This window comes from Kribbella lupini (assembly GCF_039529595.1).
Lineage (GTDB): Bacteria > Actinomycetota > Actinomycetes > Propionibacteriales > Kribbellaceae > Kribbella > Kribbella lupini.
In genome coordinates this window covers 36,163-61,342 of record NZ_BAAANC010000002.1, presented here as the reverse complement: position 1 = coordinate 61,342, position 25,180 = coordinate 36,163, and the positions used below count along the sequence as shown (strand labels likewise).

Below are 25,180 nucleotides of genomic sequence, written 5' to 3'. Positions count from 1 at the left end.
TTCTCACGGGCCGGCCCAGCGGCGGCGAACCCGTCTCGAACCCCGAATACAGTCTGTTACGGGTGCCCGGACAGGGGGTGATCACCGGGCACTTGGCGCGGGAGATGCCGAGTTGGAGCCGGCGAGACCCCGTGGGAGGAGATGGCCGGTTGCTCACGCGACCTTCGTGCCGAGGAGGGCTCGCACCGGGACCTGCTCGATGTACGGCCGATGGGGATGAAGCAGTTCACGGAGCTCCGCTGCGATCTGTGGACGCTCCTCGGGCGAGGGAAGCCGGTCGACCGGTAGCGCGCTGTAGACCCCGCCGAGCAGGTGATCGAAGTCGAGTTCGTCGGCATAGTCGAACTCGACCTCGCTGACCTCGAAGCCGTTGGCCGTCAGGCTCTGGCGATAGCGCTGCTGCGTTGCGTTGTCGGTGCCGCAACTGTCCGCTGGACGCGCGCCGAACCAGTCGGACAGCCACTCGCGCAACGCCCGTGACCAGTCCGAGTCCTGCAGCCACAGCGGGATCCCGTTGGCCACGACCATGACACCACCTCCAGGACGCAGGAGCGGACCGACCGCGGCAAACACCGCCTCGTGGTCCATCCAGTGCAGTGCTTGTCCGATCGTCACAGCACCAGCCGACTGTCCGCCCAACAGCGATCGCAGCAGCGGAAGGTCGGAGTCGCTGCCGACCATCCACGCCACATTCGTGACCCCCTGTTCCTGGGCGGCGGAGCGAGCGCGGGTCAGCATGTCCGGTTCGGGATCGACCCCGACCACGGCCCGAACCTGCGGCGCGATCGGCGTCGCCAGCTGCCCCGTGCCGCAACCGAGATCCACCACGAGATCGTCGCCCTGCAACGAGAACGCATCGACGCACGCGCCGATCAACGCTGCCGGATAACCGCGACGGTACCGGTGATACAGCTCAGCAACTTCGCCGCCAAACCCCAGATCCATCGTGTCAGAATGCCCCCGCACGCCGACGATCCGACAGAGCTTCTGCCACCGGCATAACGCCCGTCGCCCTTCTGGAAGCTGACCGTTCCACCACCGGGCCGGCAGACCCGCTTCGCCGAACTCGGCAACGAGAAAATCCTGCGCGCCACGGGCTCAGTCGGTGCGATCACCGCCAAGTCGATCTCCGACTGGGAGCGCGGCTGGTACCGCTGGCCCGATAAGCATGCCCGCGACGCACTGTGCCGGGTGCTCGGTGCTCCTGACGCAGCAGCGTTGGGGTTCGAGAATCGTCGTACGGCGGCGGAGCCGGCGTCGGTCGTGGTCGCCGCGCCGGACACCACAGCATTGCTCGACCTGGCCGCCTTGATGGTGAGGCCCCGTGTGGCGAGGGCGCCGCGGACGCGCGCACTGGCGACCGCGCCTCGGTCAGCGAGGAGCACGCCCAGCGGGGGGAGGAGCGTCGTGGTCTAACTGGTATGGGTCATGTCGATGACGATCTTTCCCCGTCGGGGCGGTCGTGCGGCTGCCTCATGTGCCTGTGCTGCCTGATCCGCTGGGTAGGTGCCCCGGACTGGAACATGGAAGCGGCCCTGATCGGCGAGTGCTGTGGCTGACGTGAGTCCGTGAACGCCGTCGGGCTGACCGCCGAGACGGCCCATGGACAGCCGAACTCCGTAGGTTGAAGCCTTGAAGTCGGCCAGCGTCACGACGCTGTCGGCGGCCCCGGTCAGTTCGATCAGTTCGCTCAGCGATCCGGCCCCCGCAACGTCGAGAGCCCGGTCGACCGGAGCGGCGGTGAGCGCGCGGATGCGGGCGGGCAGATTGTGCCCGTAATCCACTGGTTCCACCCCTAGTTGCCTGAGGAACGCGTGGCTGTCGGGGCGTGCGGTGCCGATCACGCGGACGCCGCGTGCCACCGCAAGCTGCACGGCAATGCTGCCGACGCCGCCGGCCGCACCGTCGACCAGCAGTGTCGAGTTTTCCTTGATGTCGAGCAGGTCGAGGGCACGGGTTGCGGTCTCGATGCCAGTGCCCGCCGCGCCGGCTTCGGCCCACGTCATGCCGGGTGGTTTGTGCGTCCAGAAGTCCAGGACCGCGTACTGCGCGCTCGCTCCGCCCAGCCGTGCGACGTCGACCGCGCCGAAGATCTCGTCACCGACGGCGTAGTCCGTTACCCCGGCGCCGATCTCGTCGATCACTCCGGCGGCATCGACGCCGGGAATGTGTGGCAGGTGGAGGTTCTTGCTCATGGGAGACGAGCCGGCGCGCAGTCCGAGGTCGACGGGTGAGACGGCCGCGGTCCTGACAGCGATCCTCACCTGGTGAGGACCGGGGTGCGGCTCGGGCGCGGGGACCAGGGTTAAGACCTCGGGCGGGCCGAACCGCTGGAACTGCACAGCAAACATGATCACCTCTCCCGACCGGAGTCTCCGGGCGCTTCGATGAGGTAAGCATGTTTCCTGAGCACCCTGTTCCACTTCGAGAGCAACTGAGAGGGAGGCGGAGAAAAGTGACTCGGAAAGTCAGGGCCGACGCGACCGACAACCGTGCACACATTGTTGCGACCGCCCGTCAGGCCATCGCCGCGGAGGGCGTGGACCTTTCCATGCGCGAGATCGCGCGGCGTGCCGGCCTGGGCATCGCGACGCTGTACCGACACTTCCCCACCCGCACGGAATTGATCAGCGCGGCCCTTGCCGGGGATGTGGCGGCCTGCCGGGCTGACATGGAGGCGGCACTGTCGGAGCCGGACGCTTGGACCGCGCTCAGCGCAGTTATTCGCCAGTTCGCGGAACAGCAGATCCGGGCCCCCGGCCTCAATGAGGCCCTGCTGGGCTCACACACGGCGGGCGACGCGTTCCGCAACGACCGGCAGGCCCACGCTGCGGCACTGGAGCAACTTGTGGCACGCGCACGCCGGCAGAGGGTCCTGCGGCGAGGGATCTCTGTCAAAGATGTCCGCGTGGGCCTGATGGCGATTTCCTCGCTGCGCACGCAGGCTGATCGACGGCCCGATGCGATCCGCACCTTGCTGGCTCTGCTTCTGACGGGACTGCACTCGCCCGATCACTGAACTGCAGAGGCATCCGCCGTGCCGGCTACCACAGGCGAGACACCAACACGTATCCGCGGCATACCTGCGCGATGCAGGTAGCTGACGTGCCGGCGAAGAGGATCCACTGCCATCGACCGCTGGTGGAACAACGGACTCTCCGCCGACAGCAACGACCCACGCGCGCTCGTTCTGCGCGAGCCCCGGTGCCCGAGCCAGGCCCGGACGAGGTACGGCTCCGGGTAGGCATTGTCGTTCAACGGCCGAGATCAGATGCCCCTCGCGGGTCCGTTCGGCCGGCTTCCGGGCGAGGACCTGATTCCTCTGTCGGACGTTGCCGGGGACATCGACGCGCTGGGCGACGGGGTGACGAGTTCTCGCTCGGAGAGTCGGTCACCGACTTGCATTCACCGGTTGGAACAGTGGTCCGCCTCCGATGGAGCTGCCGCTGGGTGCTGGATCGCTCGAGGTACCCGGATGCTCGGTGGGTCCGTCGTACTGCCTGCTGCCCAGGTGACCAGAGCGCCTGCCAACTTTGATGCCGAGGAAAGCCGATCTGCCCCTCGACGCCGCCCTTCTCGTGCGCACCTTGGATTCCGGGCTGGCAATAGAAGGCTTCGATGCCGTAGTGGGAACGGACGGCGGTCCACCTGTCGGCCTCGACCCGCTGGCGGGAGAACCCGATCACGCTCGCGACGGTGGCCTTGAGGCTGTCGTAGCGGATCTTCCCGGTCGGCACCCCGCCGAGCACGTTGAAGGCGTGGACGTGACCCTCGAAGAAGGCTTCCTGCCCAGCCGAGGCACTGACCCTGTGCACGGCCTTGCCCGAGCAGGAGAGCCGAAGGCTGAACAGCGCGCAGGTTACGAGCTCGCCGCGCAGGCGGATGGCGACGTCGCCGAAGTCAACCTCGGCCTCGCGGCCCGGGAGGTGCTCTTGCGCGATGAACGCGTTGGCAGGTTCCCGTCCGACCTCGACGCGAATCTCACGGCGTCGGGTGGCGACGTACTCGCGGACCATCCAGTACGACACCACCCGGCCCCGTCCTGTTCGTCAAGCAGTCGATCGAAGATCCGCTTCGCCGTGTGTCGCTGCTTCCGCGGCGCGTAGAGGTCCGAGCGCAGCCAGTCGTCGATCACCACTCGGTACGCGTCAAGCCGTGAGCCGCGTTTGGGCGGTTGCGTTCTCTCCTTCGGCCATGCAGATTCCAGCGCCGCTGTCACGGTTCGGAAGCCGACGCCGTGCTTGCGCTGCAGCGCGCGGTTGGACATCCCAGATCGGGCATCCCGTCGGATCGCCGCGTACAGGTCGACCCGGGAACGCGGCTGCGTCATCGGTGGCACTCCTGACGTGAGCACGCCGTGGGCACGACTTTCGGCACCGGGCCACCGCCCGGGAACGGTGACCGCATGCGATTACAGCCCGGAATCACTGGCCGTACCGAGGTGCCTGGTCATGTGCTGCGCAGGGGTTCGGCGGGCGGTACTGAGGCGGCCCGGAGTGCGGGGTACGACCGACGACGGAGCCGATGAGCAGCGGGTAGGCCTGGTCGAGTTCCACTGAGGCCCAGGTCAGTACGACGGCCCGGCCTCGCGTGGCGACGAAGACGTTGTGACGAGCACGCCCAGGATCAGGGTGCCTAATCGGTCTCCCCGCAACACCTCGCGGGCCTCTCAGTGTTCGCTGCTGAAGAACCGTAGCAACAGCGGGCCGATGGTCTGTGGGTCGACGACGTGATCCGGCCCCTCGAGGGTCTCCCGTTGAGCGTGGGGTAGGAGGTCTGCAAGCTCGTCGGCTGCGCGGTCGAAGAAGTCCGAGGGCAGGCCTGCCATGTAGGGGACCGTGATCGGTCCTCCGGTGGTGACCAGGACCGGTTGGGTGACCGTTGCCAGTCGATCGGCCGGCAATTGGTAGCGGTTGTGGAAGACGCTGTCGTGGACCAGCGTGGGCGCGAGGGCGACCGAATCCGCCCAATGCGACGTCTGCTTGCCTGCCGCTTTCCTGGCCGCGATGTTGTCGTCGGAAGCGCCGGACAGGCGCATGAACAGTTCGAGAACCTCCTCGTCTCGCCCGACGTCGAAGGCGCGTCGGGTGTCGGCGACGTACTCCTCGAATCGCGGGCGTATGTCGTCCCCGACCGCGTAGGGCACCTCCCACACGGCGATCGTGTCGATGGCTGACCCGGCCGCGGCGGCTTCCAGCGCCAGCGCGCCACCAGAGGACGCCCCGAACAGGTGTGCCGAGCCACCCGCCTCCGCGATCAACGCATCCAGGTCCTCGATCTCTCTTTCCACGGTGTAGGGCTCGGTGAAGCCGCTCGCGCCGCGTCCCCGACGGGCATAGTTGTAGACCGTGAAGCGCTCGGCGAGAGCAGGTACCAAGGAAGCGTTCTCGGCTCCGTCGTCCAGTGCGCCGCCTACCAGGACGACAGCCGGGCCGCTTCCCTTCCGGTCGTAGGTGATGGTGGTGCCATCGTTTGATGTCACGCGAAAGTCCATCTCGTTCATCTCACATCTCCGTTCGAGAGGTTTGTCTCATCGCCTGAGCAGCGTGCCGACGACGGCCACGGTGCGCGACCACCGCGCCCTTGCGATCACGGCCGCCACGACGAGAAGGGCGAGCGCCAGCCAAGGGCTCTGATCGAGCACGAACTGATCGGTGATGACAGCACCGGTCAGCAATGCCGCCAACCCGAGACTGGCCAGGCCCGCCAGAGCCGGGATCAGAAGTCCAACCCCTCCCGAGACCTCCAGCGCTCCGACCAGGTACCGGAGCCACTGGCCAGCCCCGATGTCGGCGAACATGTCCACCATGACCGGGTCGCCGGCGAGCTTCGAGATTCCGCCGCCGGCGATGATCGCCGCCAGCACGACCTGCAGGATCCAGACCCCGATGCTGATCGCCCGCCCGGGCGTGTGCGCAACGGTTTCCGAGTTGTTCTTGGGGATGGTGCTCATTCGACTCTCCTTGTCGTGTCCGGGCCGGGGCGTTGGCCGAGTGGGCCGGGTTGTCGGAGTTGATCTCGACCCAGTGCTCGTAGCGGCATCTACTTCTTGTTGCGGTAGAGGACCATGGTGGTGGGACCGAAGACCGCGACGAGAAGTACGGACGAGACGAGCACCCAGCCGATCTCCCCGGCGGGCACCGAGCCGTGCATCAGGCCGCGCACCACGGTCGCCAGGTGGGTGATCGGGTTGACCTCGACGACCGCCTGCAACCACCCGGGCATCGTCTTCGGGTCCACGAAGATGTTGCTCACGAACGTCAGCGGGAACATCACCATCATGCTGACTCCCGCCACCGAGTTCGGCGTGCGCAGGATCAGGCTGAGCATCGTCCACAGCCACGACAGGCAGAACGAGAACACCAGCAGCAGCACCACCGAGAGCACCACCCCGACGGCGCCACCCTCCGGCCGGAACCCTAGGACCAGGCCGAGCGTGATCACGATCGCCGACCCGATCGAGTAGCGCACCAGATCGCCGAGCAGGGCGCCGACCAGCGGCGACGGTTGCCACACCGGAAGTGACCTGAACCTGTCGAACACCCCCTTCTGGATGTCGGTGTTCAGCGTGATGCCGGTGTTCATGGTGATCATGACGTTCGCCTGCACCAGGATGCCGGGCAGCAGGAACTGCAGGTATTCCTGCGTCGACCCGGCGAGCGCGCCACCGAACAGGTAGGTGAACATCAGCGTGAACATGATCGGGAACATGGTCACGTCGACGAGCTGCTCCGGGACGTGTTTGATCTTCAGCAAAGCGCGCCAGCCGAACGTCAACGAGGTGCTCACCGGACCGGGTCGGGGCGGGCGCTCACCGGCCGACAGCACACTGCGCAGCGCGTCCTCGGTGACCGGCGCCGACGCCTGCTCCGTGGACGTGGCATTCATGCGGCATCCTCCTCGGTTGTCTCCTCGGCGGCGTGTCCGGTCAGGGCGAGGAACACCTCGTCCAGGCTCGGCTGACCGAGCGCGAACTCGGTGACGTCGATGCCGCTGCGGGACAACTCGGCCAGGGAACGGGCGACCCGCTCGGGGTCGGAGATCCGCGCGGACAGCGCGGCCGGGTCAGCGGACGGCTCGGCCGGCACCTCGAGGACGCCGGCGAGGACCCGCTCTGCCTCGGCCCGCTGCTCGGGCGCACGTAGCCGTACGTGCAGTGAGCCGGCGCCGACCGATGCCTTGAGCTCGCCGCTCGAGCCCTCGGCGACCACCTTCCCGTGGTCGATCACCGCTATCCGGTCAGCCAGCTGGTCGGCCTCGTCGAGGTACTGCGTGGTCAGCAACACGGTGGCGCCCTCGGCGACCATGCCCCTGACGATCTCCCAGACCTGGTTCCTGCTGCGCGGGTCGAGCCCGGTCGTGGGCTCGTCGAGGAAGATCAGTTCGGGGGTGACGACAAGGCTCGCCGCGATGTCGATGCGCCGGCGCATCCCGCCGGAGTACTTCTTCACCTGCCGGTCGGCCGCCTCGGCAAGACCGAACGCGTCGAGCAGGTCGGCCGCACGCTCCCTGCCTCGGCGGCGTGAGTAGCCGAGCAGCCTGGCGAGCAGCAACAGGTTCTCCACCCCGGTGAGGTCCTCGTCGACCGACGCGAACTGCCCGGTGAGGCCCACCCTGTTTCGCACCGCCTGGGCGTCGCGCACGACGTCGTAGCCGAGCACTTGCGCCTCTCCGGCGTCGGGGTGCAGGAGCGTGGCCAGCATGCGGATCGTGGTGGTCTTGCCTGCCCCGTTCGGACCGAGCACGCCGTACACGCCCCCGGCGCTCACGGCCAAGTCCACACCGGCGACCGCGTGGGTCTTGCCGAAGCTCTTCTTCAACCCTCTCGTCTCGATCGCGAGCTTTCCCATCGGTTCGATTCCCTCTCCCGGTGTTGCGAACGGATTGGTTGAGCACTAGCCAAGTTTGACTACTTCGCCAAAGTACCCGAGGAGGAAACCGCTAGTCAAGCTTGATTAGAAGCGCATCGTGAGGGGATCGGGGACCGTTCGCCACGAACCCGGATCATCGGCCATGGTGTAGGCGCCCTCAGACAGTCGTTTACTCAGCCTCTTCGCCCACTCCAGTTCGGTGCGTGTGTGTCCCGCCCACAGTTCGGCCTGATCGCGGACGTGCTCGGGGGTGTCCCGATTGGGGTGCTCCCGCCACTTGTCCTGCACTACGAGCTCCGCTTCCAGGCGCGCGACCCGCTCGTTGACGTGCGCGATGGCATCTGTCCTGGTCAGCATGGGCAACATGGCGATGGACGCGTTGAGCATGGCCGGGTCGTGGGTGCGCCGCAGACCGTCGCGGACCAGTTCGACTATCTCGTCACGTGCCCGAGCTGTCGCGCGGTACAGAACGCGCTCCGGCCCGGAGTTGCCCGGCTCGGCGTGCTCGGTGAGGAGGCCATCAGCCGCCGCCTTCTTCAGCGCGTGATAAATCGAGCCGGGCTTGATCTTGGCCCAACTCTCCACACCCCAGCTCTGCAGTTCGGACCGCACCTGGTAGCCATGCGCGCCGCCGGAGAGGTGCACGACACCGAGTACCAGGAGCTTCGTCGCCGACATGCGCCCACCTCCGCTCAATCTGCTCGGACTCGCTCCGCTTGCGCGCCCGCCAGGGTGTGTCAACTCCCACCAACACTAGGGTGTCCTCCTGGTCCGGGTGGTATCAGCACTGACCTACAAACGGTGCTGGTGGAGACCTCCAAAGCCAGTCGATCGACTGGCGAGGCAGTTTCCGGACGTGCCGACCGAGAGCGTGGCGGCGGTCGTCCAGGATGCGCAACCGGCGTTCGAGCAGGCGCCGATCAGAGACTTCGTTCCGTTGTTCGTGGAGCGAACGGCCAAACAGCACCTTCGTCAAGCGGCGGGCTGAACGGGCTTGATCCGCTGACCTGTCCGTCGCACGAGGTCGTTTTCAGATCTTCTTTGCCGGCGGCCTGAGCCGGTCGACAGCGGTGAGCCGGATCAGTCTCGTGAGTGCCGCGGCCCAAAGCGTGCGTGGGAACGCACAAAGGCCCAGGATCAGATGCGATGTCTGCCTGGGCCTCGATGCTGGTGCGCCGCCAGGGACTCGAACCCCGAACCCGCTGATTAAGAGTCAGCTGCTCTGCCAATTGAGCTAGCGGCGCTTGGTGTTTCCTTCGAACGAAGAGAACAGTAGCAGGGGATCGGGGGAGAAGAAAAATCGGTTCTGGGGTGGGTGGGTCAGGGGTGCAGGGCGAGGATCGCCTGGGCTGCGTTGTGGCCTCCGATGCCGCTGACGGCGCCGCCTCGGCGGGCTCCGGAGCCGCAGATCAGGAGGTTGGCGACGTCGGTCTCGACGCCCCAGCGGCCGGCTTCGGCCTCGTCGTCGGACCAGGGCCACTGGAGGTCGCCGTGGAAGATGTGGCCGCCGGGCATGCCGACCGAGGACTCGATGTCGACGGGGGTCTTGGCCTCGATGCAGGGGTTGCCGTCGGCGTCGCGGGCGATGCAGGACTCGAGGGGTTCGGCGAGGTGGTTGTCGAGGCCGGCCAGCACGCGACGGACCGCCTCGGTGCGGGCGGCTTCGTTGTCCTGGGCAAACAAGCGGGTGGGGAAGTGGACGCCGAAGACGGTGAGCGTGTGGTGGCCGGAGGCCACGAGTGAGGGGCTCAGGATCGACGGGTCGGTGAGGGAGTGGCAGTACACCTCAGACGGCGGTACGGCGGGGAGCTCGCCGGCCGCGGCTTCGGCGTACGCGGTCTCGAGTTGGCTGTAGTCCTCGTCGATGTGGAACGTCCCGGCGAACGCGCGGCGCGGGTCGTCGCCGGACTTGAGCTGGGGGAGCCGGGAGAGCAGCAGGTTGATCTTCAGCTGCGAGCCCTCAGGCGTCGGGCCGGCAGCGCGCCCCCGCAGCCGATCCAGTACGGCGGGCGCCACGTTCGCGAGCACGTACGAGCAGTCGACGCTGCGTTCCCCGTCGCCGCCGAGCCAGGTCACCGAGGCGCGCTTGCCGTCGGCCTCGATCGCGGAGACGGCCGCGTCGGTCACCACCGCGGCGCCGGCCCGCCGGGCGGCGTCGAGCAACGCGTCGGTCACCGCACCCATGCCGCCAACCGGCACCCGCCACTCGCCCGTGCCGTTGCCGATCAGGTGGTAGAGGAAGCACCGGTTCTGCAGCAGCGACTCGTCGCGCAGCCGGGCGAACGTGCCGATCACTCCGTCAGTGGCGACGACGCCGCGGACGGTGTCGTCGGTGAAGCGGTGTTCGATCGTCTCGCCCAAGGGGCGTTCGACGAGTTCGTGCCAGAGGGTGGGATCGATGCGTTGGCGGAGGGTGGCGGCGGACTGCAGGGGTTCGAGCAGAGTCGGGGCGATGACGGCGGCCAGATCGGACACGGAGGCGTAGAACTGCTGCCACGCGTCGTACTCGGCATCGCTGCCCGTCAAAACCCCAAACGATTCGCGAGTCGCAGCGCCCTCAGGCCGCTCGACCATCAGCCCCAGATCGCGGCCGCCCCGGCGTACCGGCGTGTACGACGCGACCGAGCGTGACCGGAGCTGCAGCGACAGCCCGAGGTCGGCGACGATCTTGTCGGGCAGCAGGCTGACCAGGTACGAGTAGCGCGACAGCCGCGCGTCGATGCCGGGGAAGACCTGCTGGCTGACCGCGGCGCCACCGGTGTGCGACTGCTGCTCCACGACGAGCGTGCTCAGGCCGGCGCCGGCCAGGTACCCGGCGGCGACCAGACCGTTGTGCCCGCCGCCGACGATCACGACGTCGTAGAAATCCCTCATCGGACCGGCCACTCCAGTTCGTGGTAGGCGGCGTCCCAGAACATCCACTCGTACCGGGTCGTCGTGGAAAAGTGCCGATGGCAACGATCGCGTTCGCCGGGGCCGACCTCGGCACCGAGTGCGTCCGTCACCGCCAGCACCGACTCTACGACCGCGTCGAACTCCGGGGAACCGTACGTCGCGATCCACTCCGCGTAGACCGGGTCCGGCGAGCCTTGCTTCAGCAGCTCCCGCCCGACGTCGCGGTAGATCCAGTAGCACGGCAGTACGGCGGCCACCGCCTCCGCGTACGTCCCGGTCGCGCAGACCGCGGTCAGGTACGACATGTACGCCGTCGTCGTCGGTCCCGAACCGGTGGCGTCGACATCGGCCGAGGTCAGCCCCAGCGACCCGAGCAGCGACGTGTGCAGCTCGCGCTCGACGTCGATCGCCTCGGCCGCGTGCCGCGCGAACATACTGACCGCGTCCTCGTCGGTGGCCCGGGCGGCGGCCAGTGCCAGGGACCGTGAGTACGCGCGCAGGTAGTGACTGTCCTGAACGATGAAGTACCGGAACTTGGAATGCGGCAGCGTCCCGTCGGTCAGCCCGGTGATGAACGGGTGCCGGAGGATCTCGGCGTACACCTTGGCGGCCCCGGCGTCCCACAGCTCGGTGGAAAACGTCATCCTCGACTCCTCGCGCTCGACTGCCACGACCCTAGCGAGCACCGGCCCGTCGTACACGAGACGAAAATCACTCCCCGGCCTTACCCTGACGCCATGGGGGAACACCGATCGGACGTCGACGGGCCGTCTATCCGGCCGCCCTACGGTCCTGCCATGACCATGCCGCCCGACACCCCGCTGCTGCGCCGGATCCGGGGCTCGGTGATCGGTGACGACCAGGTCATGCCCGGCCCGTACGGACCACGCCGGGTCACGTACGCCGACTACACCGCGTCCGGCCGCGCGCTGACGTTCCTCGAGGACTTCATCCGCGACGAGGTGCTGCCGCGGTACGCGAACACGCACACCGAGTCCAGCGGCACCGGGTTGCAGACCACGCGGCTGCGCGAGGACGCCCGGCGGATCATCCACGACAGCGTCGGCGGTGACGACCAGACCGCGGTGATCTTCTGCGGCTCCGGCGCGACCGGCGCGATCGACAAGCTGATCGGCGTTCTCGGCCTGCGGATCCCGGCGCAGCTCGACGACGAGTACCACCTGAGCGACGAGATCCCGCGCGCGCAGCGGCCGGTCGTGTTCATCGGCCCGTACGAGCACCACAGCAACGAGCTGCCCTGGCGCGAGTCGATCGCCGACGTGATCGTGATCGGGCAGGACGCCGACGGGCACATCGACATCCCGCAGCTGGAGTCGAAGCTGATCGAGTACGCCGACCGCCCGCTGAAGATCGGTTCGTTCTCGGCCGCCAGCAACGTGACCGGCATCGTCAGCAACACCCCACGGGTCTCCGCGCTGCTGCACCGGTACGGCGCGCTGTCGTTCTGGGACTTCGCCGCGGCCGCGCCGTACATCGAGATCGACATGTACGGCGGGCAGGCCGACGACCCGCTGGCGTACAAGGACGCGATCTTCCTCAGCCCGCACAAGTTCATCGGCGGGCCCGGGACGCCCGGCGTGCTGGTCGCGCGCCGCGAGCTGCTGCGCAACCGCGTGCCCGACGTACCGGGTGGTGGGACGGTCGCGTACGTGAACCCGGTCGAGCACCGCTACCTCGACGACCCGATCCACCGCGAGGAAGGCGGGACGCCGGCGATCATCGAGTCGATCCGGGCCGGGCTGGTCTTCCAGCTCAAGCAGGCGGTCGGCATCGACGTGATCCGCGCGCACGAGGACGCGTACCTGCGGCGCGCGGTCGAGGCGTGGCGGGCCGAGCCGCACCTGGAGATCCTCGGCAACCTGGACTCCGAGCGGCTGTCGATCGTCTCGTTCGTGGTGAAGGCGCCGTCCGGGCGCTACCTGCACCACAACTACGTCGTCGCGCTGCTCAACGACCTGTTCGGGATCCAGTCGCGCGGCGGCTGCTCCTGCGCCGGTCCGTACGGGCACACGCTGCTCAACATCGACCTGGCCAGATCGGCGAAGTTCGCTCACGAGATCGAGCACGGGTGCGAGGGGATCAAGCCGGGCTGGGTGCGGGTCAACTTCAACTACTTCATCTCCGAGGCCGTCTTCGAGTACGTCGTGGAGGCGGTCCGCCTGGTCGCGCAGGAGGGCTGGCGACTGCTCGGCGACTACCGCTTCGACCCGTCGAACGGGCTGTGGCGCCACCATCGGGGCCCGGTCGAGCCGCCGATGCGGCTGTCGCAGGTCGGGTACGACCGGGACGGCGCTCTGCGGTACCCGCGGCACGACACCACGGCGCCGGAGTCGGCCCTGGCCGGCTACCTGGCCGAGGCCCGCGAGCTCCTGGCCGCCTGCCACCACGCCGACACCGAGGCCGAGGGCACGGTCAACACGGAGTTCGACCACCTGCGCTGGTTCGACCTGCCGAGCAGTTGCCTGTCGCCGGTGGTTCGGTAGGCGTCAGCCCGGCAGGAGCGCGATCAGACCGTCGGCCAGCTCGCCTTTCCAGCAGGCGAAGTCATGGCCGCCTTGGTACTCGCGGTAGACGATCTCGCCGGACAGCGCGTCACGCATCCGGCGGTTGCCGGTGAGCACGTCACGTTCCAACTTCCCGGCGCTGAGGACGAACCTGGTACGCGGTCCGTCCGCCGCCGCGAGCTCCGCCTCGCCGCACAGCTCGCCGGGCTCGTCCTGACCCGGCCACCAGTACGACGTCGACTGCGCCAGCACCGCGCCGAATCGCCACGGTTGGGTCCGCGCGAGATACGTGGCGAGCAGCCCGCCCAGGCTCTGCCCCGCGACGACCGTTCGCGCCGGGTCGGTGGTGACCTTCCAGCCGTCGGTCACGCACGGGATCAGGTCGGCAAGCAGCGGCTCGAAGTACCGCGGCAGCGTCAGTCCCCGGTAGCGCGCCGCGGTGCCGATCTTGTCGACCAGGACCACGATCGCCGGTTCGACGAGCCCGTCCGCGGTGAGGTTGTCGAGCAGGGTGGTGATCCCCAGGTCGAGCCACCGGCCGCCGTCGAACAGCACGACCAGCGGAGCCCCGGGCCTGGCGCCGACTGCTTGATAGACGTGGACGACCGAGCTGCCGAACGACTGGCTGGTCAGCCCGCCGGGCGGCGCGTCGGACCGTACCCACCCAGGCTGCGGCGGCGCGCCGCCGACTACCGCGAACACCTGAAGCCCGTTACGGGCACTGGACGAGAGCGGCTGACCGCCGCCGACGGAACGCTGAGTCCGCCGGACGACCGTGAGCGGTACGTCGTTGCCCTCACCAACCTGGTGCTGCTCACCTACGTGCACCTGCGCGCGCTGCACGGTCAGTACGGGTGGGGTGCCGAGGACACCGCGACGTACGTTGTGGAACTGCTTGCCTCAGGCTACGAACCTCGCGGCTGACCTGGTCACCCCTCGGCGGTGCGGCCGGTGCTGCCGCGGACGAGCAGCCGCGGCCTGAAGTCGGCCGAACCGCCGCCGTCGTGGCCGTCGAGCTGGGACCGCAACTGCTCCCAGGCGCGCCGGCCGAGCGTGTTCCTGGGGACGGCGGCCGAGGTCAGCGGCGGGGTGGTGAACCGGGCGAACGGGATGTCGTCGAACCCGGTGATCGAGATCTGGCCGGGCACCGAGACGCCCAGTTCGTGCAAGCCGCTGAGCGCGCCGAACGCGACCATGTCGTTGTACGCGACGGCCGCGGTCGCCCCGCTGGCCGCGACCCCACCGGCGACCGCGTGCCCGTTCTCGAACATGGCTCCGCACGCCACCTGGATCAGCTCGAACTCCCGGCCCTCCTGCGACAGCCGGAGCAGCGCGTCGAGGCGGTCGCGGTTCGACGTACTGGCTGGTGGTCCCGCCAGGTAGACGATGCGGCGGTGGCCGAGCGAGAGCAGGTGCGCGACGAGATCCTGGATGCCGGCCGCGTAGTCGACCGACAGCGACGGTACGCCGGGGAGCTTGCGGTTGATCAGCACGAGCGGCGCGAGCTGCGGCGCGAGCCGCTCCAGGTCGGCGGTCGGCAACCGGGGCGAGGCGAGCACCACGCCGTCGCAGCGCCGACGGGCCTCGAGTGCGAGCACTTCCTCGTCCTCGACGTGCTCGTTCGACTCGGCGATCAGCAGGCGGTGCCCGTCCTCGCCGGCGGCCTGGCTGAGGCCGCGCAGCACGTCCTGGAACATCGGGTTCGACAGGTCGGGCACGATCAGCGCGATCGTCGACGTCCGCCCGAGCGCGAGGCTGCGGGCGACCTGACTGGGCGCGTAGTCCAGCGCGCTGGCCGCCGCGAGCACCCGCTCGGCGAGCTCGGGCGCGACCGTGGACCGGCCGTTCATCACCCGCGAGACCGTCGCCCTGGACACCCCCGCGGCCTCGGCGACCAGCTTGATGTTGGCCGACACTCTCGCGTTCTGGTCCACCGCGATCCTCCCCTCAGGTCCGGCGGCGCGTGCCGCCGGGCACGGCCAAGATAGCTCCCGAAAGCCGAGTTGGGAAACCGGTCTCTCGGTCATCTGTGGACAACGAATCCCTTGTAACGAAACATTGTCGCTGTCGTTGGTGAGGCATTGACACGTTTCAAGCTGGACTGCTAGAAACCGGTTACTCGATCCGGAGGTGAGGCGTTGAGCCCCTACACGCGGTACAGCCAGCGCCGCCGCGACGCGGTGACCGGCTACCTGTTCCTGACGCCGTGGCTGATCGGCCTGGTGGCGATCACACTCGGCCCGATCCTCGCCTCGCTGTACCTGGCGTTCACCGACTACTCGTTGCTCAGGCCGCCCGAGTGGGTCGGCCTGGCCAACTTCCAGGAGATGCTGTCCGACCGGCGCCTGCACAAGTCGCTGCTGGTCACCTTCCAGTACGTGTTCATCTCCGTCCCCCTGCAGCTGCTGATGGCGCTCGGCCTGGCGATCGTGCTGAACAAGGGCATCCGCGGCCTCGGCTTCTACCGCTCGGTCTTCTACCTGCCGTCCCTGCTGGCCGGCAGCGTGTCGATCGCGATCCTGTGGCGGCAGATCTTCGGCCAGGAAGGCCTGGTCAACGACGTGCTGGCGAAGGTCGGCATCGAGGGGCAGAGCTGGGTCGCGCACCCGGACTTCGCGCTCGGCACGCTGATCCTGCTGAACGGCTGGACCTTCGGTGCGCCGATGGTGATCTTCCTGGCCGGTCTGCGGCAGATCCCGGCGTCGTACTACGAAGCCGCCGCCGTCGACGGCGCCGGGCGGTGGACGACGTTCGCGCACATCACGCTGCCGCTGCTGACCCCGATCATCTTCTTCAACCTGGTGCTCCAGGTGATCGGCGCCTTCCAGAGCTTCACGCAGGCCTTCGTGGTGAGCGGCGGCACGGGCGGCCCGGCCGACTCGACCCTGCTCTACACGCTCTACCTGTACGACGAGGGCTTCGGCTCCTTCCACATGGGCTACGCCTCCGCGATGGCCTGGGTGCTGCTGGCGATCATCGCCGCACTGACCGCGATCAACTTCCTGTTCGCCAAGCGATGGGTGTTCTACGGTGACGAGTGAGACGCTGCCCCGGGTCCGCGCAGGCCGCCCGCCCGGGATCGAACCGCGCGGCAAGGGCCTGCTCAAGCACGCGATGATCATCGGCTTCGGCTTCGTGATGCTCTACCCGCTGCTCTGGCTGCTGTCGAGTTCGTTCAAGCCGACCGAGGTGATCTTCCGCGAGCCGTCGCTGCTGCCGAGCAAGGTGCAGTTCAGCAACTACACCGAGGGCTGGACGGCGCTCGCGCACCCGTTCCAGCACTACCTGTGGAACTCGGCGCTGATCGCGGTGCTGGCGATCGTCGGGAACCTGCTGACCTGCTCGCTGGCGGCGTACGCGTTCGCGCGGGTGGAGTTCCCGCTGAAGAAGCTGTGGTTCGCGCTGATGCTCGGCACGATCATGCTGCCGATCCACGTGCTGATCGTGCCGCAGTACGTGCTGTTCTCGAAGCTGGACTGGATCAACACGATCCTGCCGCTGGTGGTGCCGAAGTTCCTGGCCCACGACGCGTTCTTCGTGTTCCTGATGGTCCAGTTCATCCGCGGGCTGCCGCGCGAGCTGGACGAGGCGGCCCGGCTGGACGGTTGCGGGCACTTCCGGATCTACGCGCGGATCGTGATGCCGCTGTGCCTGCCGGCGCTGGCGACGTCCGCGGTGTTCACCTTCATCTGGACCTGGAACGACTTCTTCAGCCAGCTGATCTTCCTCACCGACCCGGACAAGTACACCGTGCCGGTCGCGCTGCGCTCCTTCATGGACGCCCAGAGCGGGACGTCGTGGGGACCGCTGTTCGCGATGTCGGTGGTCGCGCTGGTGCCGATCTTCGGCTTCTTCCTGGCCGGCCAGCGGTACCTCACCCGCGGCATCGCCACCACGGGGCTCAAATGACCACCGGACAAAGGACCACGATCATGAAGCATTCGTCGTACCGGCGGATCGCCGCGCTGGGGCTGGCCGGCCTGCTGCTCGCGCTGCCCGGCTGCGGCGGGGACTCCGGCGGGGGCTCGGACGACCCGAACGCGCCGGTCACGCTGCGGTTCTCCTGGTGGGGCAACCAGGACCGCGCCGCGCTGACCCAGAAGGCGATCGACGCCTTCCAGACGGCCAATCCCGGCATCACCGTCAAGCCGGAGTACGGCGACTTCAACGGGTACTTCGACAAGCTGGCGACCAGCGTCGCGGCCAACGACGCGCCGGACGTGATCACGCTCGGCGGCGCGTACCCGCGCGAGTACGGCGACCGTGGCGCGCTGCTCGACCTGGCCGAGGTCAAGGACACGCTGAAGACCGACAAGATCGACCCGGCGTCGCTGTCCAACGGCAACTTCGACAACAAGCAGTACGGCGTACCGACGGGCGTGAACGCGTTCGGCGTGGTGGTGAACCCGAAGGTGTTCAAGGCGGCCGGGGTGCCGCTGCCGGACGACAACACCTGGACGTGGGACGACTTCCGGCGGATCGCCGAGCAGATCGCCAAGGCGTCGCCGAAGGGGACGTACGGCGCGGAGGACCCGACCAGCGCCGACATGCTGGACCTGTACGCGCGGCAGCGGGGCGAGTCGCTCTACACCCAGGACGGCAAGGTCGGGATCAGCGAGCAGACGCTGACCGACTGGTTCACGATGACGACCGCGCTGCGCGACGCGGGCGCGACGCCGCCGGCCGCGGTGACGTCGGAGCTCGTCGGGCAGCCGGCGCCGGAGCAGAGCCTGATGGGTCGCGGCCTGGCCGGGATGCAGCTGGACTGGACGAACCAGCTCGGTTCGTTGCGCAAGGCATCGGGTGCGGAGCTGCTGCTGATGCGCGCTCCCGGTGAGGGCGCGGCGGCCAAGCCGGGGATGTGGCTGCAGGCCTCGCAGATCTACACGATCAGCGCCCGGAGCAAGCACCAGGAGGCGGCGGCGAAGCTGGTGAACTTCCTGGTCAACGATCCGGCCGCGGGCAAGATCACGCTGGCCAACCGCGGCATCCCGGCGAACTCCGAGGTGCTCGCCGCGGTGAAGCCGTCGCTGCCGAAGGACGAGGCCGCGTCGGCGGACTTCATCGCCAAGATCGCGCCGAAGGTCGGGCCGGCGCTGATCATCGGGCCGACCGGGTCGACCGAGAGCGTGAAGATCCTGGAGCGGACGAACGCGGAGGTGCTGTTCAACCGGCAGACCCCGGCGCAGGGCGCGAAGCGGTTCCTCGAGGAGCTGGGGGCGGCGATTCAGTGACCCCGATCGACCGGCGGGAGCTGGTACGGCGGCACGACGTCCACGTGGTGGGCGTCGTGCCGGAGTCGCCGTTGTCGGTGGGGAACGGGGAGCTCTGCTTCACGGTCGATGTGACTGGGCTGCAGAGTTGGCCCGAGCGCTACCCGGTCGAGCCCCGGACTGGGGACGAGCCTGCCGGCACGCTGCTCGGGACGCTGTCGCAGTGGGGCTGGCACAGCTTTCCGGGGTCGTACGAGCTCGACGAGACGCGGCGGGTGTACTCGACGCCGCGCGGGCCCGTGCCGTACGTCGACCTGGGCGGCGAGATGGATCTCGCGACGACCAACGAACCGGGACAGACGCCGGCCGAGGAGTGGCTGCGGGCGAACCCGCACCGGCTCGAGCTGGGGCAGCTCGGGTTCGTGTTCCCTGGGTCACCGGAGGACGCTCGGCAGCGGCTGGATCTGTGGGGCGGGGTGATCGACAGCTCGTTCGTCGTCGACGGGCACGTGGTGCGGGTGCGGACGCTGTGCGCGCCGGAGGACGACGTGATCGCCGTACGGATCGAGTCTCGGGCGTTGACCGAGGGGCTTGCGGTGCGGTTCGCGTTTCCGTACGGGTCGGGGGCTTGGGGCAACGGTGCTGACTGGAGCCGGCCGGAGGCGCACACGACGACGGTGCACGAGGTGGCCGGTGGCTGGCAGGTCGAGCGACGGCTGGACGGTACGCAGCACTGGGTGGGTGTCGGGGCCGATCATGCGCAGCTGGCCGTGGTGGGAGCGCATGAGTTGTTGCTGACCTCCGAGACTGAGGTCTTGGAGTTGCGGGTCGGGTTTTCGGGGGAGCGGCGGGAGCTGCCGGGCGGGTTTGCGGCGCTGGAGGCGGACTGCCGAGAAGCGTGGGAGAGGTTCTGGGAGTCCGGAGCGGCTGTTTCGTTGGAGGGGGACGAGCGCGCCGTTGAGATCGAGCGGCGGGTGGTGCTCTCGCAGTACCTGACGGCGATCAACTGCGCGGGATCGCTGCCACCGCAGGAGACCGGGCTGATGTGCAACAGCTGGCGGGGGCGGTTCCATCTCGAGATGCACTGGTGGCACGGCGCGCATTTCGCCTTGTGGGGAAGGGCTGAGCTGCTCGAGCGGAGCCTCGGTTGGTACGAGCGGATCCTGCCGGAGGCGCGAGAGACCGCGCGACTCCAGGGGTACGGCGGGGTGCGGTGGCCGAAACAGGTCGCGCCGGACGGGCGGGAGAGCCCGAGCAGCATCGGGCCGTTCCTGGTCTGGCAGCAGCCGCATCCGATCTACCTGGCGGAGCTGATTCGGCGGACGGGATCGGCGGACGCGGTCGAGCGGTACGGGCGGATCGTGCTGGAGAGTGCGGAGTTCATGGCGTCGTACGCCGTGCAGACCGCGCGCGGCTATCAGTTGGGGCCGCCGCTGATCCCGGCGCAGGAGTCGTACTCGGCGATCCGGGGCTCGTTGGTGAACCCGACATTCGAGTTGGCGTACTGGCGGTGGGGACTCCTGGTCGCGCAGGAGTGGCGTGCGTACCTCGGGCTGCCGCCGGATCCACGCTGGGCCGAGGTAGCCGACGGGCTGGTTCCGGCGCCGGCCCGCGACGGCTGCTACGCGGCGATCGACGGGGAGCCGTGGACCGTGCGGGAGGACCATCCGTCGATGCTGTACGCGCTCGGGGTGGTGCCGGACACCGGGTACGTCGACCAGGCCGTGATGCGGCGGACGTTGGCCGGCGTACTGGCTGACTGGGACTGGGACAGTACGTGGGGGTGGGACTACCCGGCGATCGCGATGACGGCCGCGCGGCTCGGCGAGCCGGAGCTCGCGGTCGACGCTTTGTTGCTGAAGGCCACCAAGAACGACTTCCTGCCGAACGGGCACAACCGGCAGACCTCGTCGCTGCCGGTCTACCTGCCGGGCAACGGCGGCCTGCTGGCCGCGGTCGCGCTGCTGGCGGCGGGTGCCGACGGTGTCGCCCCCGCCTTTCCCCAGGACTGGACCGTCCGGCACGAAGGACTGCACCGCTCACCATGAATCCAAGGAGACACGTGACGCTCACCAAGAACCGCCGCTACGCCCTGGTCGGGACCGGTTCGCGCGCCGGCATGTACGTCGGCGCCCTGACGTCGACGTACGCCGATGTCGGCACGCTCGTGGCCTGGTGCGACACCAACCCGACGCGGATGGCGTACTACGACGAGGTGGTGACGGCCGCGGGCGGGACCGCGCCGCCGCACTACGGGCCGGACGACTTCGCGCGCCTGCTCGAGGAGCAGCGCCCGGACGTCGTGATCGTCACGTCGCCGGATGCCACGCATCACCGGTACGCGACCGCTGCTTTGGACGCGGGCTGTGACGTGGTGGTGGAGAAGCCGCTCACCACCTCGCTCGAGCCGGCCCAGCAGATCGTCGAGGCGGTCGAGGGGTCGTCGGGGGACCTGGTGGTGACCTTCAACTACCGCTACTCGCCGCGCAACAGCGAGGTCCGGCGGCTGATCGCGGACGGCGCGATCGGCAAGGTCACCTCGATCCACTTCGAGTGGGCGCTGGACACCGTGCACGGCGCCGACTACTTCCGCCGCTGGCACCGCCGCAAGGAGATCTCCGGCGGCCTGCTCGTGCACAAGTCGAGCCACCACTTCGACCTGGTGAACTGGTGGCTCGCGGACGTCCCCGAGGTGGTGACCGCGGCCGGCGGTCTGCGCTTCTACGGCGACAAGAACGCGGCCGAACGCGGGCTCACCGATCGCCCCGCGCGCTCGGCCGGGTCTGCAGGGTTGTCTTCGGATCCGTTCGCGTTGGACATGGCGGCCGACGAGAAGCTCCGCGCCCTCTACCTGGACGCCGAGGCCGACGACGGCTACATCCGCGACCAGGACGTGTTCAGCCCCGGCATCACCATCGAGGACAACATGGGCCTGCTGGTCACGTACCGGTCGGGCGCGATCCTCACCTACTCACTGAACGCCCACGCCCCGTGGGAGGGCTACCGCGTTTCCATCAACGGCACCGAAGGCCGCCTGGAGCTCGAGGTCGTCGAACGCAGCTTCGTCGGTACGGCGGCCGCGGTCGACCCCAGCATGAACCCCGACGACCCGCAAGCCACCGCCACCAACCCCCGCCCGGCCGGCGAACGCATCCTGCTCCAGCGCCACTGGGAACCCGCCCAGGAGATCCCCATCCCCGCAGGCGAAGGCGGCCACGGCGGCGGCGACAACCACCTGCTCGACGACATCTTCCGCCCGACCACGACCCCGGATCCCCTCCACCACCGAGCGGGCTACCAGGACGGCCTGCGCAGCGTGGCGGTGGGAATCGCCGCCAACCGCTCGCTGGAGACAGGGCAGCCGGTCAGCATCCGGGAGTTCAACCTGCCGCTGGATCGCTAGCCACTGGTGCGGGTGGCGTCGGCCAGCGCAAGCCGGTAGACGCCGCCCGCGGTCGGGGTCCACACGGTGCCGTTGACGATGAGCGTCCGCCCTCCGACGGCCCGGGCCGCGGTGGCGAGCACCGGTTTCCGTTGCCACGTGCACCCCGCGCGGTCCGCCTGCTGGGTCACCCGAATGGCGACCGCGCCGGGCCCTTCGGCGTACGTCGTCGCGCGCAGGAAGCGAGTGCACCCCGCGGGCGTGGCGACGACGAGGACGAGCTGCCGGTCGTCGGCGACCACCGGCCGGATCTCGAAGACCTTGGCGACCGTGGTTCTCGGAGCCGGGGCCGGAGCGGGCGTGGGCGCCGCCTGGGTGACCGCGGGCGGAGCCGGCGCGGGGTCGGGCTCGGAGGACCCGAAGACCTTGGCGAGGACGAAGACGGAGAAAGCGAGCAGCCCGATCAGGAAGGTCACCACCACGGCGACCCCGTACACGAACCAGACGCTTCCTGAGGACTTCATCCGGCCGATCCTCTCAAACACCCCAGCTCAAGTCCGCTCCGAAACGCGGTCACGGCCCGGGTTGGCGAGCGAGGCGGCGGGGCACGCCCGGTCGAGGACGCCTCGGCGGAAGTCATGTCAGATGCTGCAATCGTCGGGGCCTGAGGTGTGACTCAGGGAGCAGCGGGAACCTCAGAGCTGTGCGGAACTTTCTGAAAAACGCTGCGGCTTGGCAGTTCGGAGTGTGCTGCGGCGGGTTGTTCGGAGTGCTGTTCGGCCTCGGACTGAGATATCTGATGGGCGAAACCTGGACAGCGGCGCTGGTCTCCGCCGCTCTGACGGCGCCGGCGTTCGGCTTGTCGATGGCTCTGTTTCGCCGGCGGGAACGACAGTTGATGGGTCGCTTCCGGGCGATGAACCTGACGGCTGGCCAGGAGCGGGCGGCGCAGCGCGCGACCTGGCGTGGGACGGTTCCGGATGATCCAGCGGTCCGGGCGTTGGCCGCGGAGCTGACGCGCGTCCAGCTCGAGCGGGTGCGGTCGCGGTGGTTCAGGGTGCTCGCCGCCGGGTTGCTCGTGGTCGAGGTGACGAGTCTGGTGCTGCACGTCCTGGATGGCGACCGATGGACGCAGACGGTGCTCCCGGCGGCTGGAGCCGTGCTGTTCGGTTCCTTCCTGCTGTGGCCACGACGGCTGCACCAGCGTCTGGAGGCGCTGTCGGGCGCCGTACCGGAAACGGATCCACCGCGCGGGTCGTCCACCGCGAGCGATTGAACCGGTGCCCTTGAACGCGGTGCGGTCGGGCGGTTCCGGGTCAGTTCTGCGGGAGCAGTTGTTCGGCCGAGCACCACCAGCTCGTCCGTCCTCCGACGGTGCCGGTGGTCATCGGTGCGTGGTCGCGTGGGCAGGTGCCTCCTGGGTGCCGATGGGGAACGACGGTGAGGGTGTGCACACCTCCGCCCCGGAAGGCGGCCGCGATCGCGGTCCGGATCGATCGCAGCAGCTTCGTGGTCTGCGCCGGCGAGAGGTCCCGGACGGCCGTGGCCGGATGCAGTCGCGCTCGCCACAGCACCTCGTCGGCGAGCAGGTTACCGATTCCCGCGATGCGGTGCTGGTCCAGCAGCCGTGCTTTGACCGCGGTCGATCCACCGCTGGTCAACGCCGTCCGGAACTCCGCCGGCGTCATCGTCTGCGCGTCCGGACCGAGCCGATCCACCGGAGGATCGAGCCGGACCCGCCCGAGCCGGCGGGGATCGACGAGCATCAGCCGCCCGCCGTCCTCGAAGGTGATCGTGAACCGCGCCCAGCTGTAGTCGCCGAGCTGCCGCCGGCCCTCCCAGTAGTCACCACCGTCGGTCTCGGTACCGTCGGGATCGGCGACGACGATCTTCCCCGACATCCCGAGATGAATGCCGAGCGTGACCGCGCTCCCGGGCCCGAGGGCCTCGCACCACATGCTCTTCCCCCGGCGCTGCGCGCTCACGAGCGTGCCGCCGACCAGCGCCGCGCGGATCTCCCCAGGCTGGTGCGGACGGCACACAAAGGAATCGCTGTCGTCGACCTCGACGATCCGCCGCCGCAGCCCGTGCTGCTCGACCACCGACCGGGCCGCCTCAACCTCGGGAAGCTCAGGCACCACCCGAGCGTAGCGTCAACGCGATCACGACCTCACCAACAGTGCGGGTGATCCGCCGCAGACGACACCTTTCGGCACGTCACCCCCAAGCAGCCGAGCGAAGCGAAGGCGGACGTACCCGAAAGGTGCACCACAACGCCGTACCAAGAATCCACCTCAGCCCCAGCAGCCGAGCGAAGCGAAGGCCAACGGCCGAGACACCCAAAGATGGTGCACCCCAACGCCGTACCAAATCCCACCCCAGCCTCAGCAGCCGAGCGAAGCGAAGGCCCCAGGGGGTGCGGGTGGCGAAGCCCCCGCAACGCGGCAAGCGAAGCGCAGCCGCACAAAATGCCGAAGGCGACCCCGTCCGCGCTTTCCGCGGACAAGAGTCGCCCTCGCCTGAGGGTGAGTAACGGGACTTGAACCCGCGGCCCCCTGGACCACAACCAGGTGCTCTACCAGCTGAGCTATACCCACCATTGCCGCCCTGACTGCGACGGCTCGGTAATCATAGCGACGTTGGTCAGTTGTCGGAAATCGGGGTGGTGACGAGGCTGGCGGCGGCCCGGGCGGTGTCGGAGTCGGGGCCCGGCTGGGGCACGAAAACGGTCTGCCGGTAGTAGCGCAGCTCGGCGATCGACTCGGTGATGTCGGCCAGGGCGCGGTGGTTGCCGGTCTTGGCGGGGGTGGCGTAGTAGACCCGCGGGTACCAGCGGCGGACGAGTTCCTTGATGGAGCTGACGTCGACGTTGCGGTAATGCAGGTGCGCTTCGACCTTGGGCATGTCGCGGACCAGGAAGGTCCGGTCGGTCCCGACGGAGTTGCCGGCCAGGGCGGCCTTGCGGGGTTCCTTGACGTAGCCGCTGATGAAGTCGAGCACCTGCTGCTCGGCGTCCGCGAGGGGGATGCCGGCGGGCAGTTCCTCGAGCAGGCCGGAGGCGGTGTGCATGTCGCGGACGAAGTCGCCCATCTGCTCCAGCGCCTGCGGGGGTGGGGCGATCACGAGGTCGATGCCGTCGCCGAGGACGTTGAGTTCGTAGTCGGTGACGAGCACAGCGACCTCGATCAAGGCATCGTTCACCAGGTCGAGGCCGGTCATCTCGCAGTCGATCCACACCAGCCGGTCATTCATGGGCACCCACCTTACGGCGAGCCTGTCGCCTCGTCGCGCCCG

General features: G+C 68.7%; 25 protein-coding genes and 2 tRNA genes. 10 read left to right on the top strand and 17 right to left on the bottom strand.

The annotated features are described in order from the left end of the window. Nucleotides 1-153: 153 nt before the first annotated feature. Nucleotides 154-945 (bottom strand): class I SAM-dependent methyltransferase, encoded by a 792-nt coding sequence (locus ABD235_RS13455; protein ID WP_344173870.1) that lies wholly within the window; start codon nt 943-945, stop codon nt 154-156. A 467-nt stretch (nt 946-1,412) separates the two neighbouring features. Beyond that, a complete protein-coding gene (locus ABD235_RS13450) occupies nt 1,413-2,351 on the bottom strand; it encodes an NADP-dependent oxidoreductase (protein WP_344173868.1) in 939 nt (312 codons plus the stop codon). 104 nt (nt 2,352-2,455) lie between these two features. Between ABD235_RS13450 and ABD235_RS13445 the strand changes: the two genes are divergently transcribed. Next, nucleotides 2,456-3,019 carry a TetR/AcrR family transcriptional regulator gene (locus tag ABD235_RS13445; RefSeq protein WP_344173866.1) on the top strand — a complete coding sequence of 188 codons (564 nt, stop codon included), beginning with the start codon at nt 2,456-2,458 and terminating at the stop codon, nt 3,017-3,019. A gap of 235 nt (nt 3,020-3,254) precedes the next feature. Here the strand turns inward: ABD235_RS13445 and ABD235_RS13440 are convergent, their stop codons facing one another. From ABD235_RS13440 to ABD235_RS13415, 6 genes are all read right to left on the bottom strand, one after another. Further along, nucleotides 3,255-4,016 (bottom strand): hypothetical protein, encoded by a 762-nt coding sequence (locus ABD235_RS13440; RefSeq protein WP_344173864.1) that lies wholly within the window; start codon nt 4,014-4,016, stop codon nt 3,255-3,257. Between the two features lie 653 nt (nt 4,017-4,669). Further along, nucleotides 4,670-5,503, bottom strand: a complete 834-nt coding sequence (locus ABD235_RS13435) for an alpha/beta fold hydrolase (protein WP_344173862.1) — start codon at nt 5,501-5,503, stop codon at nt 4,670-4,672. A gap of 27 nt (nt 5,504-5,530) precedes the next feature. After that, a complete protein-coding gene (locus tag ABD235_RS13430; RefSeq protein ID WP_344173859.1) occupies nt 5,531-5,953 on the bottom strand; it encodes a DoxX family protein in 423 nt (140 codons plus the stop codon). 89 nt (nt 5,954-6,042) lie between these two features. After that, nucleotides 6,043-6,888, bottom strand: coding sequence for an ABC transporter permease (locus ABD235_RS13425; protein ID WP_344173857.1), 846 nt, complete (start codon nt 6,886-6,888; stop codon nt 6,043-6,045). Next, a complete protein-coding gene (locus ABD235_RS13420; protein WP_344173855.1) occupies nt 6,885-7,850 on the bottom strand; it encodes an ATP-binding cassette domain-containing protein in 966 nt (321 codons plus the stop codon). The genes ABD235_RS13425 and ABD235_RS13420 overlap by 4 nt, the downstream gene beginning before the upstream one ends. 105 nt (nt 7,851-7,955) lie before the next feature. After that, nucleotides 7,956-8,549 (bottom strand): PadR family transcriptional regulator, encoded by a 594-nt coding sequence (locus ABD235_RS13415; RefSeq protein WP_344173853.1) that lies wholly within the window; start codon nt 8,547-8,549, stop codon nt 7,956-7,958. A 97-nt stretch (nt 8,550-8,646) separates the two neighbouring features. On the opposite strand from ABD235_RS13415, the gene ABD235_RS39900 reads away from it, so the two are divergent. Beyond that, nucleotides 8,647-8,859: a three-helix bundle dimerization domain-containing protein gene (locus ABD235_RS39900; RefSeq protein WP_425553111.1), complete on the top strand. Its 213-nt coding sequence runs from the start codon at nt 8,647-8,649 to the stop codon at nt 8,857-8,859. Between the two features lie 180 nt (nt 8,860-9,039). On the opposite strand, the gene ABD235_RS13405 is transcribed toward ABD235_RS39900, so the two are convergent. From ABD235_RS13405 to tenA, 3 genes are all read right to left on the bottom strand, one after another. Further along, nucleotides 9,040-9,115: transfer RNA gene (locus tag ABD235_RS13405), tRNA-Lys, on the bottom strand. A 76-nt stretch (nt 9,116-9,191) separates the two neighbouring features. Next, the gene (locus ABD235_RS13400; RefSeq protein ID WP_344173849.1) at nt 9,192-10,745 is read right to left on the bottom strand and encodes a phytoene desaturase family protein; all 1,554 of its coding nucleotides are present in this window, start codon (nt 10,743-10,745) and stop codon (nt 9,192-9,194) included. Next, complete coding sequence (gene tenA, locus ABD235_RS13395; RefSeq protein ID WP_344173847.1) at nt 10,742-11,410, bottom strand: thiaminase II; 669 nt, start codon at nt 11,408-11,410, stop codon at nt 10,742-10,744. The genes ABD235_RS13400 and tenA overlap by 4 nt, the downstream gene beginning before the upstream one ends. A gap of 153 nt (nt 11,411-11,563) precedes the next feature. Here tenA and ABD235_RS13390 point away from each other — a divergent pair, with 153 nt between their 5' ends. After that, nucleotides 11,564-13,270: an aminotransferase class V-fold PLP-dependent enzyme gene (locus tag ABD235_RS13390; protein ID WP_344173845.1), complete on the top strand. Its 1,707-nt coding sequence runs from the start codon at nt 11,564-11,566 to the stop codon at nt 13,268-13,270. 3 nt (nt 13,271-13,273) lie between these two features. On the opposite strand, the gene ABD235_RS13385 is transcribed toward ABD235_RS13390, so the two are convergent. Continuing rightward, nucleotides 13,274-13,993 (bottom strand): alpha/beta hydrolase-fold protein, encoded by a 720-nt coding sequence (locus ABD235_RS13385; protein WP_344178643.1) that lies wholly within the window; start codon nt 13,991-13,993, stop codon nt 13,274-13,276. On the opposite strand from ABD235_RS13385, the gene ABD235_RS13380 reads away from it, so the two are divergent. Then, a complete protein-coding gene (locus ABD235_RS13380; RefSeq protein WP_344178758.1) occupies nt 13,889-14,215 on the top strand; it encodes a hypothetical protein in 327 nt (108 codons plus the stop codon). The genes ABD235_RS13385 and ABD235_RS13380 overlap by 105 nt on opposite strands. 5 nt (nt 14,216-14,220) lie before the next feature. Here ABD235_RS13380 and ABD235_RS13375 read toward each other — a convergent pair whose 3' ends face one another. Next, nucleotides 14,221-15,225, bottom strand: coding sequence for a LacI family DNA-binding transcriptional regulator (locus tag ABD235_RS13375; RefSeq protein ID WP_344173843.1), 1,005 nt, complete (start codon nt 15,223-15,225; stop codon nt 14,221-14,223). Between the two features lie 204 nt (nt 15,226-15,429). Between ABD235_RS13375 and ABD235_RS13370 the strand changes: the two genes are divergently transcribed. The 5 genes from ABD235_RS13370 to ABD235_RS13350 are packed head-to-tail and all read left to right on the top strand — an operon-like array spanning nt 15,430 to nt 21,907. Next, nucleotides 15,430-16,332 carry a carbohydrate ABC transporter permease gene (locus ABD235_RS13370; protein WP_344173841.1) on the top strand — a complete coding sequence of 301 codons (903 nt, stop codon included), beginning with the start codon at nt 15,430-15,432 and terminating at the stop codon, nt 16,330-16,332. Next, nucleotides 16,322-17,200, top strand: a complete 879-nt coding sequence (locus ABD235_RS13365; RefSeq protein WP_344173839.1) for a carbohydrate ABC transporter permease — start codon at nt 16,322-16,324, stop codon at nt 17,198-17,200. The genes ABD235_RS13370 and ABD235_RS13365 overlap by 11 nt, the downstream gene beginning before the upstream one ends. 23 nt (nt 17,201-17,223) lie before the next feature. Continuing rightward, the gene (locus tag ABD235_RS13360) at nt 17,224-18,525 is read left to right on the top strand and encodes an ABC transporter substrate-binding protein (RefSeq protein ID WP_344173837.1); all 1,302 of its coding nucleotides are present in this window, start codon (nt 17,224-17,226) and stop codon (nt 18,523-18,525) included. Beyond that, a complete protein-coding gene (locus ABD235_RS13355; protein ID WP_344173835.1) occupies nt 18,522-20,552 on the top strand; it encodes a hypothetical protein in 2,031 nt (676 codons plus the stop codon). The genes ABD235_RS13360 and ABD235_RS13355 overlap by 4 nt, the downstream gene beginning before the upstream one ends. Before the next feature lie 14 nt (nt 20,553-20,566). Then, a complete protein-coding gene (locus ABD235_RS13350; RefSeq protein ID WP_344173833.1) occupies nt 20,567-21,907 on the top strand; it encodes a Gfo/Idh/MocA family oxidoreductase in 1,341 nt (446 codons plus the stop codon). On the opposite strand, the gene ABD235_RS13345 is transcribed toward ABD235_RS13350, so the two are convergent. Further along, the gene (locus ABD235_RS13345; RefSeq protein WP_344173831.1) at nt 21,904-22,410 is read right to left on the bottom strand and encodes a hypothetical protein; all 507 of its coding nucleotides are present in this window, start codon (nt 22,408-22,410) and stop codon (nt 21,904-21,906) included. The genes ABD235_RS13350 and ABD235_RS13345 overlap by 4 nt on opposite strands. A gap of 392 nt (nt 22,411-22,802) precedes the next feature. Between ABD235_RS13345 and ABD235_RS13340 the strand changes: the two genes are divergently transcribed. Next, nucleotides 22,803-23,162 (top strand): hypothetical protein, encoded by a 360-nt coding sequence (locus ABD235_RS13340; protein WP_344173829.1) that lies wholly within the window; start codon nt 22,803-22,805, stop codon nt 23,160-23,162. A gap of 40 nt (nt 23,163-23,202) precedes the next feature. On the opposite strand, the gene ABD235_RS13335 is transcribed toward ABD235_RS13340, so the two are convergent. The 3 genes from ABD235_RS13335 to orn form a co-directional block, all read right to left on the bottom strand. After that, entirely contained in the window at nt 23,203-24,024 is an 822-nt protein-coding gene (locus ABD235_RS13335; protein ID WP_344173827.1) for an Fpg/Nei family DNA glycosylase, read from the bottom strand. Between the two features lie 386 nt (nt 24,025-24,410). Continuing rightward, nucleotides 24,411-24,483, bottom strand: a tRNA-His gene (locus ABD235_RS13330). Between the two features lie 46 nt (nt 24,484-24,529). Then, nucleotides 24,530-25,138 carry an oligoribonuclease gene (gene orn, locus ABD235_RS13325; protein WP_344173825.1) on the bottom strand — a complete coding sequence of 203 codons (609 nt, stop codon included), beginning with the start codon at nt 25,136-25,138 and terminating at the stop codon, nt 24,530-24,532. Nucleotides 25,139-25,180 lie beyond the last annotated feature (42 nt).

What these genes read in the sequence shown, in the direction of transcription:
- ABD235_RS13455 (WP_344173870.1), bottom strand. Translation starts at nt 945, where the DNA reads ATGGATCTGGGGTTTGGCGGCGAAGTTGCTGAGCTGTATCACCGGTAC.
- ABD235_RS13450 (WP_344173868.1), bottom strand. Translation starts at nt 2,351, where the DNA reads ATGTTTGCTGTGCAGTTCCAGCGGTTCGGCCCGCCCGAGGTCTTAACC.
- ABD235_RS13440 (WP_344173864.1), bottom strand. Translation starts at nt 4,016, where the DNA reads ATGGTCCGCGAGTACGTCGCCACCCGACGCCGTGAGATTCGCGTCGAG.
- ABD235_RS13435 (WP_344173862.1), bottom strand. Translation starts at nt 5,503, where the DNA reads ATGAACGAGATGGACTTTCGCGTGACATCAAACGATGGCACCACCATC.
- ABD235_RS13430 (WP_344173859.1), bottom strand. Translation starts at nt 5,953, where the DNA reads ATGAGCACCATCCCCAAGAACAACTCGGAAACCGTTGCGCACACGCCC.
- ABD235_RS13425 (WP_344173857.1), bottom strand. Translation starts at nt 6,888, where the DNA reads ATGAATGCCACGTCCACGGAGCAGGCGTCGGCGCCGGTCACCGAGGAC.
- ABD235_RS13420 (WP_344173855.1), bottom strand. Translation starts at nt 7,850, where the DNA reads ATGGGAAAGCTCGCGATCGAGACGAGAGGGTTGAAGAAGAGCTTCGGC.
- ABD235_RS13415 (WP_344173853.1), bottom strand. Translation starts at nt 8,549, where the DNA reads ATGTCGGCGACGAAGCTCCTGGTACTCGGTGTCGTGCACCTCTCCGGC.
- ABD235_RS13400 (WP_344173849.1), bottom strand. Translation starts at nt 10,745, where the DNA reads ATGAGGGATTTCTACGACGTCGTGATCGTCGGCGGCGGGCACAACGGT.
- tenA (WP_344173847.1), bottom strand. Translation starts at nt 11,410, where the DNA reads ATGACGTTTTCCACCGAGCTGTGGGACGCCGGGGCCGCCAAGGTGTAC.
- ABD235_RS13390 (WP_344173845.1), top strand. Translation starts at nt 11,564, where the DNA reads ATGACCATGCCGCCCGACACCCCGCTGCTGCGCCGGATCCGGGGCTCG.
- ABD235_RS13360 (WP_344173837.1), top strand. Translation starts at nt 17,224, where the DNA reads ATGAAGCATTCGTCGTACCGGCGGATCGCCGCGCTGGGGCTGGCCGGC.
- ABD235_RS13345 (WP_344173831.1), bottom strand. Translation starts at nt 22,410, where the DNA reads ATGAAGTCCTCAGGAAGCGTCTGGTTCGTGTACGGGGTCGCCGTGGTG.
- ABD235_RS13340 (WP_344173829.1), top strand. Translation starts at nt 22,803, where the DNA reads ATGAACCTGACGGCTGGCCAGGAGCGGGCGGCGCAGCGCGCGACCTGG.
- orn (WP_344173825.1), bottom strand. Translation starts at nt 25,138, where the DNA reads ATGAATGACCGGCTGGTGTGGATCGACTGCGAGATGACCGGCCTCGAC.